The 14,956-nt window shown below is 35.0% G+C and carries 15 protein-coding genes; 1 reads left to right on the top strand and 14 read right to left on the bottom strand.

What is annotated here, in order from left to right; all coding sequences use genetic code 11:
- Window positions 1-54: 54 nt before the first annotated feature.
- From KBJ98_RS11800 to gcvP, 4 genes are all read right to left on the bottom strand, one after another.
- Window positions 55-912: a glycosyltransferase gene (locus KBJ98_RS11800; protein ID WP_210790928.1), complete on the bottom strand. Its 858-nt coding sequence runs from the start codon at window positions 910-912 to the stop codon at window positions 55-57.
- A gap of 78 nt (window positions 913-990) precedes the next feature.
- Window positions 991-1,515, bottom strand: coding sequence for a methyltransferase (locus tag KBJ98_RS11795; protein WP_210790927.1), 525 nt, complete (start codon window positions 1,513-1,515; stop codon window positions 991-993).
- A gap of 363 nt (window positions 1,516-1,878) precedes the next feature.
- Window positions 1,879-2,937 carry a 3-oxoacyl-ACP synthase III family protein gene (locus KBJ98_RS11790; RefSeq protein ID WP_210790926.1) on the bottom strand — a complete coding sequence of 353 codons (1,059 nt, stop codon included), beginning with the start codon at window positions 2,935-2,937 and terminating at the stop codon, window positions 1,879-1,881.
- Between the two features lie 295 nt (window positions 2,938-3,232).
- On the bottom strand, window positions 3,233-6,082 hold the full coding sequence (gene gcvP, locus KBJ98_RS11785; RefSeq protein WP_210790925.1) for an aminomethyl-transferring glycine dehydrogenase: 2,850 nt from the start codon (window positions 6,080-6,082) through the stop codon (window positions 3,233-3,235).
- Between the two features lie 148 nt (window positions 6,083-6,230).
- Here gcvP and KBJ98_RS11780 point away from each other — a divergent pair, with 148 nt between their 5' ends.
- Window positions 6,231-7,046, top strand: a complete 816-nt coding sequence (locus KBJ98_RS11780; protein WP_210790924.1) for a UbiA prenyltransferase family protein — start codon at window positions 6,231-6,233, stop codon at window positions 7,044-7,046.
- Here the strand turns inward: KBJ98_RS11780 and KBJ98_RS11775 are convergent.
- From KBJ98_RS11775 to KBJ98_RS11730, 10 genes are all read right to left on the bottom strand, one after another.
- The gene (locus tag KBJ98_RS11775) at window positions 7,023-7,481 is read right to left on the bottom strand and encodes an SRPBCC family protein (protein WP_210790923.1); all 459 of its coding nucleotides are present in this window, start codon (window positions 7,479-7,481) and stop codon (window positions 7,023-7,025) included. The two genes, KBJ98_RS11780 and KBJ98_RS11775, sit on opposite strands and share 24 nt — an antisense overlap.
- Window positions 7,482-7,605: 124 nt before the next feature.
- On the bottom strand, window positions 7,606-8,049 hold the full coding sequence (locus KBJ98_RS11770) for a hypothetical protein (RefSeq protein ID WP_210790922.1): 444 nt from the start codon (window positions 8,047-8,049) through the stop codon (window positions 7,606-7,608).
- A 5-nt stretch (window positions 8,050-8,054) separates the two neighbouring features.
- Window positions 8,055-8,765 (bottom strand): YqjF family protein, encoded by a 711-nt coding sequence (locus tag KBJ98_RS11765; protein WP_210790920.1) that lies wholly within the window; start codon window positions 8,763-8,765, stop codon window positions 8,055-8,057.
- 139 nt (window positions 8,766-8,904) lie between these two features.
- A complete protein-coding gene (locus KBJ98_RS11760) occupies window positions 8,905-9,408 on the bottom strand; it encodes a GbsR/MarR family transcriptional regulator (RefSeq protein ID WP_210790918.1) in 504 nt (167 codons plus the stop codon).
- A 511-nt stretch (window positions 9,409-9,919) separates the two neighbouring features.
- Entirely contained in the window at window positions 9,920-10,426 is a 507-nt protein-coding gene (locus KBJ98_RS11755; protein ID WP_210790916.1) for a hypothetical protein, read from the bottom strand.
- A 21-nt stretch (window positions 10,427-10,447) separates the two neighbouring features.
- A complete protein-coding gene (locus KBJ98_RS11750) occupies window positions 10,448-12,472 on the bottom strand; it encodes a M3 family metallopeptidase (protein WP_210790913.1) in 2,025 nt (674 codons plus the stop codon).
- Window positions 12,473-12,512: 40 nt separating this feature from the next.
- Window positions 12,513-12,800, bottom strand: a complete 288-nt coding sequence (locus tag KBJ98_RS11745) for a type II toxin-antitoxin system RelE/ParE family toxin (RefSeq protein ID WP_210790911.1) — start codon at window positions 12,798-12,800, stop codon at window positions 12,513-12,515.
- On the bottom strand, window positions 12,800-13,027 hold the full coding sequence (locus tag KBJ98_RS11740; protein WP_210790910.1) for a hypothetical protein: 228 nt from the start codon (window positions 13,025-13,027) through the stop codon (window positions 12,800-12,802). The genes KBJ98_RS11745 and KBJ98_RS11740 overlap by 1 nt, the downstream gene beginning before the upstream one ends.
- 23 nt (window positions 13,028-13,050) lie before the next feature.
- Window positions 13,051-13,536 (bottom strand): 5-(carboxyamino)imidazole ribonucleotide mutase, encoded by a 486-nt coding sequence (gene purE / locus KBJ98_RS11735; protein WP_166138318.1) that lies wholly within the window; start codon window positions 13,534-13,536, stop codon window positions 13,051-13,053.
- Window positions 13,537-13,643: 107 nt separating this feature from the next.
- Window positions 13,644-14,795: a 5-(carboxyamino)imidazole ribonucleotide synthase gene (locus KBJ98_RS11730; protein WP_210790908.1), complete on the bottom strand. Its 1,152-nt coding sequence runs from the start codon at window positions 14,793-14,795 to the stop codon at window positions 13,644-13,646.
- Window positions 14,796-14,956 lie beyond the last annotated feature (161 nt).

Genomic DNA, 14,956 nt, shown 5'->3' with positions numbered 1-14,956 from the left:
TGTATTCAGTTTGAAATAATATGTAAAAATACTGCATTTTTATGTGATTGCTGTTTAATTGTTGCCAAACAATTTGTCCTTCATCTTTTGCATGCGGTATTTTTGAATAAATTGAGCTTGTTCGCTTGTCACAAGTAATGGCTTTTGTGCAGCCTTAGCTTTCCAAAAACCGTTGAGGTAATCCAAAAATAGTAACGGCTTTTTTTTCATCAGCGCCAGTTTCGCTGATGCAATTGCTGTAATCCAAAAACCATATCCTAAAGTATAAAAAGCTTCGCCTTGTTTGTAGCGTGCTGTTTTATCGTAGCGTGCGCCGGTTGGTTTAAGGTGTTTTACGTGTAGGGATTCATCAGTAACCACTTTCCAATTGTAAAATTTGCAAAGTAATTCGTCAACGGTATCCCAACCCATAGCCGGTTTAAGGCCGCCAATATCTTTGAAAGTTTGTTTTCTGTACGCTTTTAAGGCACCACGAATGTGATCTTTGTCGGTTAAGTTTTCCAGGATCCATTCGCCATTTTTTTCTATATAGCAAAAACCTCCTGCCATTCCTATGCGAGCATCTGATTGAAAGTGCTGAATGATTTTTTCAAAATAATTGGATGGAAAAATCAAATCAGAGTCGGCTTTTACTAAAATATCGTAATTGTCATCTATGTTTTCTAAACCTTTTTGAAAGGCTTGGATTACTTTGCTTCCAGGCAAATGTATGTCAGCTGATTCTTTAGTCACCATTTCAAGCCAAGGATGTTTGCTTGCAAATGCTGCAACAATTTCGGGTGTTCTATCTGTTGAGCTGTCGTTGACGATGATTACTTTGGTAGGTAAAACCGTTTGATCAGTTAACGATTGAAGTGTTAATGAAATGAATTGCTCCTCGTTGTAAGTAGGAATGATGATGTAATACTGCATAATACGCGTTTTTGCTGTACAATAATGTGGTTTGATTTTGCTTTTTACAACATAAAAAAGCTTTGATTCGAGCTTTTATTATTTGATTCTCTCTGCAAAAACGATGTAGTATCTCGGTGTGAAATAACGCAACAAAGGCCTGAATCCGATTTTTTTTACCGGATGTGTAAATTTTTCGCGAGCGGTAATTTTCCAACCTGTTTTTTCGAGTAGCCAATCCAATTGCCAATCTTCGAACTCGTGGTAATGCCTGTCCCACATATCAGTTTTACTGCGGTAGGCGGGTGAAAACCAAAGTCGTAATGGGATAGAAATAAGTAATTTATCGCAGTTCACGTTTTCGAGAACGGTATACGGATTTAGCAAATGTTCAAATATTTCAAACGCAGTGAATACGGTGTAGGATTCGGTTTGTAACGCAGTTTGGTCTTTGTCAAGATCTTCGCCTGTGGTGTTTTTTACAGTATATCCATTTTGCTCCATAATTTTAGAGAACGGATTGGGTACGCCTAGGTCAAAAATTGTTTCAGAAGTTGTAATGTGCTTTTGTAAAAACTCTAAAGTATGCTTAAATCTTTTATTTGGGAATGTTTTTTCGTACATGGTTTTTATTGATTTTGCCAGCGTGGCACCAAGCTACAAATATAGTAATAAAAGTGTTTTTGGGCGTGGTTTTTTAGCCTGGATGGGAATGAAAATCCCGGAGTGGTAAAATGTAGTTTTACAAGGCAGGAACGGCGACCAGCGGAAGCGCGTTCCTGCCTTAGAAAAACAAATTTTATAACGAGGAATTGCAATGTACAGCCGGATTTGGCTTCTTATTTTTTAGTCCTTGGTTCTTAGTCCAAAGTCCTTAGTTTTTGGTTTCTAGTCCTTAGTCCTTGGCTTTTTAATCTTTATTTTATTGTAAATAGTATTTGATGGCAAAAGATATACTATATACTGAGGACTTTGGACTATTATATACTAATAGCGGTATACGAAAGCGTTGATGTTCATGCCCGCGCCTACAGAGGCAAATAATAATACATCACCTTTTTTAATGGATTGGTTTTCGATTTCGCCGCGAATAAGTAGGTCGAAAAGTGTCGGTACCGTGGCTACACTACTGTTTCCTAAGTCGTGAATACTCATAGGCATGATGTCTTTTGGAGCGGTTTGGTTGAATAATTTGTAGAAGCGGTTGATGATGGCTTCGTCCATTTTTTCATTGGCTTGATGGATAAGGATTTTTTTAAGATCTCCTATCGCTACACCACTTGCTTCAAGGCAGTTTTTCATTGCCAAGGGAACGTTGGTTAGAGCGAACTCATATATTTTGCGACCATACATTTTGATGTAACGGGTGTCAGGGTCGAGGTCTTGGTTGTAGGATTTTCCGAAAAAGAGGTAGTTAGCCTCATCATTGGCGTAAGTTGCACTTTCGTAAGATAACATGCCGCTCTCATCTGTAGAGGCTTCAATTATGGCTGCTCCAGCTCCGTCAGAATAAATCATGCTGTCGCGATCATGAGCATCGACTACGCGAGAAAGTGTTTCAGAACCAATTACTAGGCAACGTTTTGCCATGCCTGATTTGATAAAAGCATTGGCCTGCAGTACACCTTCGATCCAGCCAGGACAACCAAATAGTAAATCGTAGGAAACGCATTTTGGATTTTTAATTTGCAATTTGTTTTTAACTCGGGTTGCCAAACTTGGAAGCATATCTGATTGGATAGTGCCATGGGAAACATCGCCAAAATTATGTGCAAAGATGATATAATCAATAGTTTCAGGATCAATAGCAGCGTTGCTAATTGCTTTTTGAGCTGCAAAATAAGCTAAGTCAGATGAATTAAGATGTGGCTCGGCATAGCGGCGGTTTTGAATTCCGGTGATGCCCTTAAATTTACCAATAACAACTTCGTTTGGATAGGCAAATGGACTGCCGTCTTCATTCAAAAAAACATGTTCACTAAAGTCTGTATTGGCTATTTGTACTTCAGGAATATAGCTTCCTATACCAGCTATTTTTATTTTCATCGTGTTCTTTTTGCAATTTTCGAGGCTAATTTAACCAATATAAAAATATAACTATCACAAAATTTACTATGCGTGCATATAATTATGAAAAATAAGATAATTGGCAAATAAACTGATAATAATTCTGTGTTAATTAAATTTCATTGCGAAATTTGTTGATGGTGCTTGAACTTGGAGTTTGTTGTTTGATTCTTAGTTTATTGGTTTTTGTGAAATAAATAAGTTTGTTTGAAGTTTGGATCAAAAAAAAACGCCCCGAAATTTTCGAGGCGTTTTAAAAAATATTTTGGTGCGACTAGCTTTCCATGTACGCTTCAATTGGAGCACAAGAGCAAACTAAATTTCTGTCACCATATGCTTCATCCGCACGGCGAACTGTTGGCCAGAATTTGTTATCCGCAATATAATCTAATGGGAAAGCTGCAGTTTCACGTGTGTATGGAAAATTCCACGTATCAGCAGTAACCATAGTTAAAGTGTGTGGCGCATTTTTTAAAACATTGTTTGGGTTTTCGATTGTTGCCGCTTCAATTTCTTTACGAATTGAAATCATGGCATCACAAAAACGATCTAATTCTTCTAAGTTTTCACTTTCAGTTGGTTCAATCATTAAAGTTCCAGCAACTGGGAACGAAACGGTAGGAGCGTGGAAACCATAATCCATTAAACGTTTTGCGATATCAGTAACTTCGATACCTTTTTCTTTAAACGGACGACACTCTAAAATCATTTCGTGAGCAGCACGACCCATTTCACCAGAATACAAAGTATCGTAATGACCGTTAAGTTTTTCTTTGATGTAATTTGCGTTCAAGATCGCATATTCGGTAGATTTTTTCAAACCTTCAGCTCCCAACATACAAATGTATCCGTAAGAAATCAAGCAAACCAAAGCCGAACCCCAAGGAGCAGCAGAAATTGCTGTAATGGCATTTTCGCCACCTGTAGGAATGATTGGATTGGTTGGTAAAAACGGAACCAATTGTGGTGCTACGCAAATAGGACCTACACCTGGACCACCACCACCGTGAGGGATAGCAAATGTTTTGTGTAAGTTAAGGTGGCAAACATCAGCGCCAATTGTTGCAGGATTTGTCAATCCTACTTGTGCATTCATGTTAGCACCATCCATATAAACTTGACCACCATTATCGTGAATCAGTTGTGTAATTTCTTTAATAGCGCTTTCAAAAACTCCGTGAGTAGAAGGGTAAGTTACCATTAAACAAGACAAATTATCTTTGTGAAGAATTGCTTTTTCACGTAAATCGTCAATATCGATATTTCCGTTCTCAAGAGTTTTAGTTACCACAACTTTCATTCCTGCCATAGCTGCAGAAGCCGGGTTGGTTCCGTGAGCTGATGATGGAATCAAAGCAATGTTACGGTGGTGATCACCGCGAGATTGGTGGTAAGCACGAATAACCATTAAACCTGCGTATTCTCCTTGAGCACCTGAATTTGGTTGTAATGTTGTTCCAGCAAACCCTGTAACTACATTGAGTTGTTGCTCTAAAGTAGTAAGCATTTCTTGGTATCCTTGTACTTGATCAAGTGGTGCAAATGGGTGAATGTTGTTCCACTGTGCCATACTTAACGGTAACATTTCAGAAGCAGCATTTAATTTCATTGTACAAGATCCAAGAGAAATCATAGAATGATTTAACGCTAAATCTTTGCGCTCTAACATTTTGATGTAACGCATTAAAGCTGTCTCTGAATGGTATTTATTGAAAACATCATGTTGTAAGAACGTGCTGTTTCTATCTAAATTTTCAGGGAAATGATTCGTTGTTGATAAATCTGAAATGGCTGCGGTAGTTGTTCCGTTTGCTTCATCAAAAATTGCTAAAATTTTATTTAAATCGGCAATGCTTGTGGTTTCGTTTAACGAAATCGAAATACTTTCAGCATCTGGATAGTAAAAGTTCACTTCATGTTTCTCGGCAACAGCTTTCACCTTTGCAGCATCAGCTTTTATTAAGATAGTATCAAAAAACGCAGTATTGCTTTGTGTATAACCTGATGCAGTCAATGCGTTTGCAAGAGTCGCAGCAGATGCATGAACTTTGTTAGCTATGTATTGCAATCCTTTTGGACCATGGTACACAGCGTACATACCAGCCATAACTGATAGTAAAACTTGTGCAGTACAAATATTAGAAGTCGCTTTATCACGTTTAATGTGTTGTTCACGCGTTTGCAAAGCCATACGTAAAGCGCGGTTGCCATCAGTATCAACTGTTACACCAATAATACGACCTGGCATAGATCGTTTGTACTCTTCTTTGGTTGCAAAGTAAGCAGCGTGCGGACCGCCATAACCTAACGGAATTCCGAAACGTTGCGTTGTACCAAGAACAACTGCAGCGCCCATTTCACCCGGAGGAGTCAATTTAACTAAACTTAAAATATCAGCAGCAACGGCTACTTTAATTTCGTTTTCATTTGCTTTGGCAATAAAGGAAGCGTAATCATGTACTTGTCCAAATTTACCAGGGTATTGAAGGATAGCTCCGAAAAACTCTGATGAGAAATCGAATGTCTCGTGGTTTCCAATTACTAATTCAACTCCAATTGGTGTTGAACGCGTTTGTAAAACCGAAAGTGTTTGTGGCAGAATTTCTTCAGAAACGAAGAATTTACTAATATTGTTCTTCTTTTGATCACGAGAACGCACATCAAATAATAACGCCATAGCTTCGGCAGCAGCGGTTCCTTCGTCGAGTAAAGAAGCATTTGCAATTTCCATCCCGGTCAATTCAATAACCGTAGTTTGAAAATTCAAAATAGCCTCCAAACGACCTTGCGCAATTTCTGCTTGGTAAGGTGTGTATGCCGTGTACCATCCTGGGTTTTCGAAAACGTTTCTTTGAATAACTGCTGGAATGATGGCAGCGTGGTATCCTAAACCAATGTAGCTTTGAAAAACTTTATTTTTATTACCTAAATTATAAATATGATTGGCAAACTCATACTCGGTCATTGCAGCTGGCAAATCTAAGTCAGCTTGCAAGCGAATATCACTCGGAATCGTTTCGTCAATCAATTGTTCTAAGCTTGAAGCGCCAATTGTTTTGAGCATGTGTGCTACATCATTTTCTCTTGGACCAATGTGTCTTAATGCAAAAGCGTCTGTTTTCATTGTGTATAAAATGGGTTGTGTGTTTCTTGCGATTTAAAGGTGGTAAAATTAAATATTAAAATGCTATTAATTGCCTTTTTAAACGTGATTTTCTGTGAATTTTTCAACTAAATCCCTTTCTTATTAACACTTTGATTAATTTTGTCTAATGAAGTTTTTCAAACAAATATTTGATTTTTATATCAATAGCAGCATTCACGTAGGTTTGTCTTGTTTTGCCTTGCTGCGAATGACTGAACAACTCTTCCACATTTCTTATCAAGCGGCTCTTGGTTATTTTGTGTTTTTTGGAACCGTAGTGGCTTATAATTTTGTTAAGTACGGCCAACTTGTTCAAAAACAAGGACAAGCTATCGGTTTTCAACTCAAAATGATTGTGGGATTTAGTGCTTTGTCTTTACTCATTTGTGGTTATTTGTTTTTTGCTTTGGCCTACAATACACAAATGGTTTCGGTATTGTTTTTAGCGTTGACTTTGTTATACACTTTGCCTTTTTTTCCTAATCAAAAGAATGCTCGAAATTGGGCTGGTATCAAAATCTATGTTGTGGCTTTATGTTGGGTAGGAGTGACGCTTTTTTTACCTATCCTCAACAGTGAAGGAATTTTTTCAGATGGATTATATGTCACGGCGATACAAAGGTTTTTACTAATTTTTGTTTTGATTTTAATTTTTGAGATCATTGATTTAAAATTGGATGATCCACATTTAAAAACCGTTCCGCAACAAATAGGTGTGCAACGAACCAAGCAAATAGGAGTTGTATTGATGGTTTTGTTTGTTTTATTGGAGTTTTTGACGCCCGATTTTCAACTGAAGTTTTTTCTTTTGAAACTAGCGTTGGCGCTAACTACAATTTTGTTTTTAGTAAATGCAAATGAAAACCGGTCGCGCTATTACGCTTCTTTTTGGGTAGAAAGTATTCCTATATTTTGGTGGTTATTTTTGATGATTTTCAGCTAATGATTTGATAAAATAATTCCTTTCAGAAATGAATTTGGTTAAATGTTTCTTGAGGAGAAAATGGTCAAAGATTTTCCCGAAAATGCCATACGGAGTTTCGTATTGGATTTTATCTTCCATGATCACAAATCCTTTTTTTTGGATAAAAGTATGCTGGTGTTTGAAGGATTTAAACTTGCCTTCGAGCATTTCATCTACAAAGTAAGTTGGAATTTCCATTGCTGATATTAAGCTTTTGTGTTTTAAATAAATACCAAAATGTTTCCCACGCCAAGTTACGGTTTCGTTTAAATTTATCAAACCTGAAGTTATTCCAGCAATAGCGGTTTCATTTGATTTCGCAGTGGATTGTTGATGAACATCAATGTTTCTGGATAAATCGAAAATGATTTCAATAGGTGCGTTTATTCTCGTGGTTAATTGTATAGTTGTCATTTTTAAAGGTGTTTTGCGTTAAGGATTGCAGTGAAGCTCTTTTTTGATTGGCTTTTTTGCCAATGAAAAAAAGCGGGAACGTAAAGCCTGACCCGAAGCTTTTGCGTAGGGAACGCTCTAATGATTAGAAAATTTTATAATGTCCAATCAAATTATGAATAAATAGCATCGTATTTACTACTGCAAAAAGGACGAAAAGTGAGTTCATAAAATAACTTCCAACCTTAAATAAGGTTCTTTTCGGAATTTCATACATGGGATAATAGGCAATTTGAGTAGCTACTTTTCCAACCCAGTAGGCAGCAATCAATCCGGTCAAGGCAACTGCTAATGCGGATTGTTCTTTTAATTCATTAGTAAATAAAATGGCAATCAATCCGAAAGAAAAGTTCAAACCCTGAATATATCTTCCGTACGTTTTAGCAATTTCTTGATTTAGAGGTTTCAATTGCTTTACATCATTATACCAATCAAAAACTTGATGTCGGATGTAAGGATAAATTAGTGCTGTAAATATTTGACCAATTCCACTTAGGATAATCAGCCAGTTTGGGATTGTTAAGTTCATGATTTTCATCTTATCGTTTTTTTACCTTCAATCGTTATTTTTGATCCAATAGCAAGAAATTCAGAGGTTGGTTTTAAATCTTCTAAAAACTTAAAATCTTTGCCGTAAATATTCTCAAAATCAACATCAATTTTCGATTCAATCACTTGTAATTGTTCCCATCTTGGGTGCGAAACAGCATATTCAATTGATTTTTCTTTGTTGTAATTGGTGTACCCAAAATAATGCTCCGTAATAAATTCGGCTTCTGAATTTGCTTCAATCGGAATTGGATTTTTATTTGTTGTCATCGAAATGGAATTCCACTTTGCATCCTTGAACCATTCGTATTGAAAACATTTTGATGTATCGTTTTCAGTTCTTGAATGTCGCATTTTTAAGGTTTGGTAATGCTCGTTGTATAAGGTGTTGGCAACAATGGTGATGGCATGCTTTGGAACAATTTCTTTAACGAAAACAACACCGCGTTTCCAAATTCCATTTTCGAATCTTTTTACATAAAAGCGTAAATTGACTTCCTCAAAATTCACATGAAATGGAACTTTAATTCCTAATACTTTCACATTTTCAAACATAAAACCAATTAAACTAATGTAGCATTTGCCGTTCCATAAATCGAGTTCAGTTCCTTTTGGAACATAATTTTCTAAAATTTTCGGATCGATTTCGTAATTAAACATTGCTAAATCATTCCATTCTGCGGTTAAGAAGCTCATAATTTTAAGTTTTATTTTTAAACTTTCAGAAAAAAATGAAAGTTTTAGTTAGGTAAAGAGTTACTTAATTCGTTATTTGTTGTTTTTTTTGGTCTCATTGAATATTTTTTTAGAGTAATATTTTAAAATGATTAAAAAACTATTTCATTATTTTAACAACCAATTTTGCTAGCCAATTGTCTTTGTATTCCGTCATTTTATCCAAAACATTATCTGCTTTTAGAACAAAATCGTACAATTTAGTTGTTTGATCTACAAAGTGTTTTTCTTCCGCAGTATTGTCTGATGTTATGGAAGAAACTTCTTTTAAAACCTTTAACGCAGGTTTGATTTCGCGTTTGCTTCTTTCTCTTGAAATTTTCACAGCCAATTCGTCTAAATCTTTTTCAGCTGTAAAAAATTCGCGTCGTTCACCCGCTTTGTATTCTTTGTAAACAATTCCCCAATCCATCAGGGCACGTAAGTTCATAGATGCGTTGCCGCGAGAAATTTGCAATTCCTCCATAATGTCTTCCATCGAAACGGCTTCGTGTGAAACCATCAAAAGCGCATGAATTTGAGCCATGGTTTTGTTAATTCCCCATTGACTGCCTAATGCACCCCAAGTTTGAACGAATTTATTTTTTGCTTCTTTGAATTTCATTTGTCGATTTTATTGTTTTTCAAACGGTCAAATGCAAATCGCATAAATGCTCATTGTCATAGTGTAAAGATAAACAATGTTTTCGAACTTTCAATAATAAATGAAAGTTTGTTTTTGTTTTGATTTAATTTATTTTGAAAAATATAATATTGGTGATTAAGATTTTTTTTAAACAATTAAGGAATTTAAGAAAATTAAGTTTTTTACAGGGACACTTAACTTTCTTGAGTCTCTTAATGGTTTGATTTTAAATTATTTAAGTTATTTCTGTGCAATTAAATATTGGTGCAATTATGAAATTTTAACTTGATTAGCTTATTACAGTCAAATCAATAGTAGTCCAAGGTTGTAAAAACATTTATCGATGCCTATCAACCGAGTTTTTTGGTTGTGGAAAAAGATAACTTTAGAGATTTTTTGAAGTTGCGTTTTCTTAAAACCATTAAGTGATTTAAGGAAATTAAGCTGCTATACTTCATTTTCTTAAATCACTTAATGGTAAAATTAATTGTTAATGAGTTTTTCCGTAAAGAATTTTATTAAAAACCTCAAGATTCATAATGTAAGTATCAAAATCAGTGTTCTTGCTATAATTTGATTCTATAACCCCATATTTATCAACCATACCACATTCAAAACAGAGTTTCAAAACACTGACAGTTTTACTATTTTTCTTTAAAATTAATATATCTCTATATGACGGAACACATGCTGTTAAATGACTTTCGTAATTAATATCATTTGTTAGGAATTCATCAATTTTTTTAATTTTTTCTTTAGGCACAGGATTTTTTAAGTAACCATATGAGATAAGCTCTTTCTCAAAAGTTTGAAAATTTATTTTATGTCCATTAACGCTCGAAAAGACTTCATTAAATCTTTTTACAGTATCATTTTTACTAGCAATTTCATCAGTAATGACAAAATGAATAATGTTATCGAAATTATTAGTATTTCTTTCTTTTTTACAGCTCAATAGAAACAATGCTATAATCGAAGAATAAAATAATTTTCTCATAATTTAAGCACTCTTTGATTTCTACAAAAGACCAGCACGTTTCAGTAACGCATCTGCTTTTGGTTCTTGACCTCTGAATTTTTTATACAATTCCATTGGTAATTCGGTGCCACCTTTTGAAAGTACGTTGTCTTTGAATTTCGTTGCCACTTCTTTATTGAAAATTCCTTTTTCCTGAAAATAAGCAAAAGCATCCGCATCTAAAACTTCAGCCCATTTGTAACTATAATATCCTGACGAATATCCACCTTGAAAAATATGTGAAAAAGACGTGCTCATGCAATTCTCAGCAACATCAGGATATAAACTTGTGCCTGCCATTGCTTGTTTTTCAAAAGCTTTGACATCTTCAATGGTTTGGGATTTTCCGTGATAGGTCATATCTAAAAGTCCAAAACTGATCTGTCTTAATGTTGCCATTCCTTCTAAGAAACTCGCACTTTCTTTTATTTTTTCTACGTATTCTTGAGGGATAACTTCACCCGTTTCGTAATGTTTTGCAAACAAAGCCAATGCTTCTGGCTCGTAGCACCAGTTTTCCATTACTTGGCTTGGCAATTCTACAAAATCCCAATACACTGAAGTTCCAGACAAACTCGGGTAAGTTGTATTCGCTAACATTCCGTGTAACGCATGACCAAATTCATGAAATAAGGTTGTTACTTCATTGAAAGTTAATAAAGATGGTTTAGTCTCTGTGGGAGGTGTGAAATTACAAACGATAGAAACATGTGGTCTTTCATTGATTTCATTTTTTATAGCTTGCGATTTGTAAGATGTCATCCAAGCACCATTTCGTTTGCCTTTTCTCGGGAAAAAATCAGCATAGAAAACAGCCACTAATTGTCCTTCGAAATCCAACACTTCAAAAGTTTGAACATCTTCGTGGTATTTGTCAATATCAAAAACTTCTTTAAAAGTAATTCCGAATAGTTTTTCAGCAATAGTGAAAGCTCCATTTAAAACATTTTCCAATTTGAAATAAGGTTTTAAAATCTCATCATCAAAGTTGAATAATTTTTGTTTCAATTTTTCCGAATAGTAAGCGCCATCCCATTTTTCTAATTGATCAATGCCGTCTAATTCTTTTGCGAAAGCGGTTAATTGAGCAAATTCTTTTTGGGCTGCTGGTTTTGCTTTTTCTAATAAATCATTCAAAAACGAAAGTACTTTTTCAGGATTTTGTGCCATTCGTTCTTCTAAAACAAAATCAGAATGTGATTTGTATCCCAATAAATTAGCGCGTTTATGACGCAATGCTACAATACGTTTTACGTTCTCTTTATTGTCGAATTCGTTGTCTTGAAATGATTTTTTTCCGGCAGCAATGGCAATTTCTTTTCGTAATTCACGATTGTCAACATAGGTTACAAAAGGCAAGTAACTCGGGAAATCAAGAGTGAAAACCCAACCTTTCAATTCTTTTGATTTTGCCAAACTTGCGGCCATTTCTTTGGCGCCAGCCGGTAAGCCTTTTAAATCATCTTCGTTAGTAATATGCAATTGATAATTATTGGTTTCAGCCAAAACATTTTCGCCATACGTCAATTTAATTTTGGCTAATTCGGTGTCAATTTCGCGTAACTTTAACTTGTCTTCTTCATTCAATAAAGCTCCATTTCTAGAAAATCCTTTGAATTTTTTGTCTAATAAAGTAGCTTGTTCCGTAGTTAATATCAACGAATCTTTTTGATCATAAACGGCTTTAACTCTTTTGAACAAATCTTCGTTTAAAGCGATGTCATTACTAAATTCAGTTAACAACGGAGAAACTTCTTGAGCGATTTTTTGCATTTCGTCGTTAGTTTCAGCTGAATTCAAATTGAAGAAAATTGAAGATAATCTATCCAATTGTTCACCAGCAAAATCTAAAGCCACAATCGTGTTTTCAAAAGTTGGAACATTAGAATTAGTAATGATGGCATCAATTTCAGCTTTTGCGGCAGCGATGTTTTCGATAAAAGCAGGTTTGTAATCTTCCAGTTTTATTGCCGAAAATGGTGCTGTATTGTGTTTGGTATTGAATATTGAGGTAAGTGTTTTCATAATTTTATTTGAAGGGACAAGGCGGGACTGTCCTTACGTTTTAAAGTTTTAAATTTTCTAAATCTTGGTACGTATTCCAAAATCGGAGTAATTCTATGGTATCAGAATTTATTCTGTAGTAAAGCGTTATTTGTTTCGTAATTACAACTTTGTTTACGCTTTTGTAATTTGTAGAAATAAATTCAATGTTGTTATTTACTAACAGAGCAATTGTGTTGTCTACTTTGGCTATAAAATTTACAACATCTTGAAATGACCATTCAGCTTCAAGATAATCAATGTTTTGCCAATAGTCTTTTTTAGCTTGTGGCGCCCAAATAACAATCACTATTTGAAATATTTTGAATAGCGATTTCTGGTTTCCTCCATGACCATATCATGAGCAATCCCTTCCTTATTTTCTAAAGAAAAAATCGCTTCATCGATGGCTGTCTTTTGTTTTTCGGTTAAAGTAGATTTAGACTGGATCAAATGAATAATTTCTTCAATCAATTTTGGGTTTTCAATATCCAAAATAACTTTGGCTAACTCAATTTTTGAAGTTTGAATATTCATAGTTTTCTTTTTATTAAAGATAATTATTTTTTTAATTCAGATGCCGCTTTATCAACAGCTTGTTTTAATCCTTCTTTATAAAAAATGATTTTGTCTAAAACGCAGTTGTCATGACTCCCTATGATTTGCGCGGCAAGAATTCCAGCATTTTTGGCTCCATTAAGAGCTACTGTTGCTACGGGAACACCACCAGGCATTTGAAGTATTGACAATACCGAATCCCAACCATCAATTGAATTGCTCGATTTTACAGGAACGCCAATAACAGGAAGTGGCGACATGGAAGCCACCATTCCAGGTAAATGCGCCGCACCACCAGCACCAGCAATGATTACTGAGATACCTCGGTTGTGAGCATTTTTACTAAAATCAAATAATTTTTCAGGTGTTCTGTGTGCCGAAACAATATCAACTTCAGTTTCGATGTCAAATCCTTTTAATATGTCGATGGCTTCTTGCATTACCGGCATATCCGAAATGCTTCCCATGATGATGGCTACTTTCATTATTTTTTATTTAAAGATTTAAAGATTTAAGAATTTAAAGATTTTAGAGTGGAATTTTAAATTTTGTTGCAAACCAATTTTTTAATCTTTCAATTTTTCAATCTCTTAATTTATGAAATCACTCTAATACTATTCTTAACTTCTTCCGCAATTCTTCTCGCTTCAACCATATTCTCATTTACAATTGTAACATGACCCATTTTTCGGAAAGGTCTTGTTTCTCTTTTGCCGTAAATGTGAGGAGTAACGCCATCAATTGCCATTATTTTTTCAATGTTTTCATAAACTACTTGACCCGAAAAACCTTCTTCACCAACCAAATTTACCATAATTCCGGCAACTTTGCTATCCGTATTTCCTAAAGGTAAGTCTAAAATGGCGCGTAAATGGTTTTCAAATTGGGAGGTGTAACTTGCTTCAATAGAATAATGTCCGGAATTGTGTGGTCTAGGAGCGACTTCGTTGACTAAAATTTCATCGTCTTCGGTTTGAAACATTTCTACAGCTAATAATCCAACGTGATCAAACGCTTCTGAAACTTTTAATGCGATTTCGATTGCTTTTTGGGCAACTCTCGAATCAATTCGGGCGGGACAAATCACATATTCAACTTGATTGGCTTCGGGATGGAATTCCATTTCAACCACCGGATAGGTTTTTACCTCGCCAGAAGCAGCGCGAACAACAATAACTGCCAATTCATTTTTGAACGGAACCATTTGTTCAGCGATGCATTCAACATCTGGTAATTTTACTAAGTCAATTGCTGAACGGCACACTTTTACACCGTTTCCATCATAGCCAAATTGAGCACATTTCCATACAAAAGGAAAATCCAATTCGTCTATTTCCAAAGCTTTCTTCAAAGCGTTTAAATCTACAAAACGTTGGTGCGGCGCTGTTGGAATATTATTTTCAACATAAAAATCTTTTTGTTTGCCCTTGTTTTGAATTTGCTGCAAAGTTTTAGGCGATGGATAAATAGTAAGTCCTTCACTTTCTAATTGCAACAAGGCTTCAAGATTTACTAGTTCAATTTCAAAAGTTAATACATCAACCATTTTACCAAATTGGTATACGGTGTCGTAATCCATTAAATTGCCTTTGTAAAACTTATTGCAAGCCATTCGGCAAGGGGCTTCATCACTTGGGTCTAATACAAAAGTTTGAATGTCAAATTTTCTAGTTTCGGTCAAAAGCATTTTGCCTAATTGTCCACCTCCTAGAATTCCTAATTTAAAATCAGATGAAAAGTAGTTCATTGTGTTGTTGTATGTTTACGCAAAGATACCGTATCTGTTTCAATTGATAAAATGCAAATTTTGGTGGTTTGTTTTTTTGTTTTTCCTTTGTTTTATAAAAGTATCAGGTTTTGTGGGAGACATTTTTTACTTTTTATATCAGAATTATAGCTATTAATACG

The organism is Flavobacterium erciyesense, assembly GCF_018069925.1.
GTDB classification, from domain to species: Bacteria; Bacteroidota; Bacteroidia; order Flavobacteriales; family Flavobacteriaceae; genus Flavobacterium; species Flavobacterium erciyesense.
The sequence above is the reverse complement of the archived record's forward strand: the minus strand, read 5'-3'. Positions and strand labels throughout refer to the sequence as shown.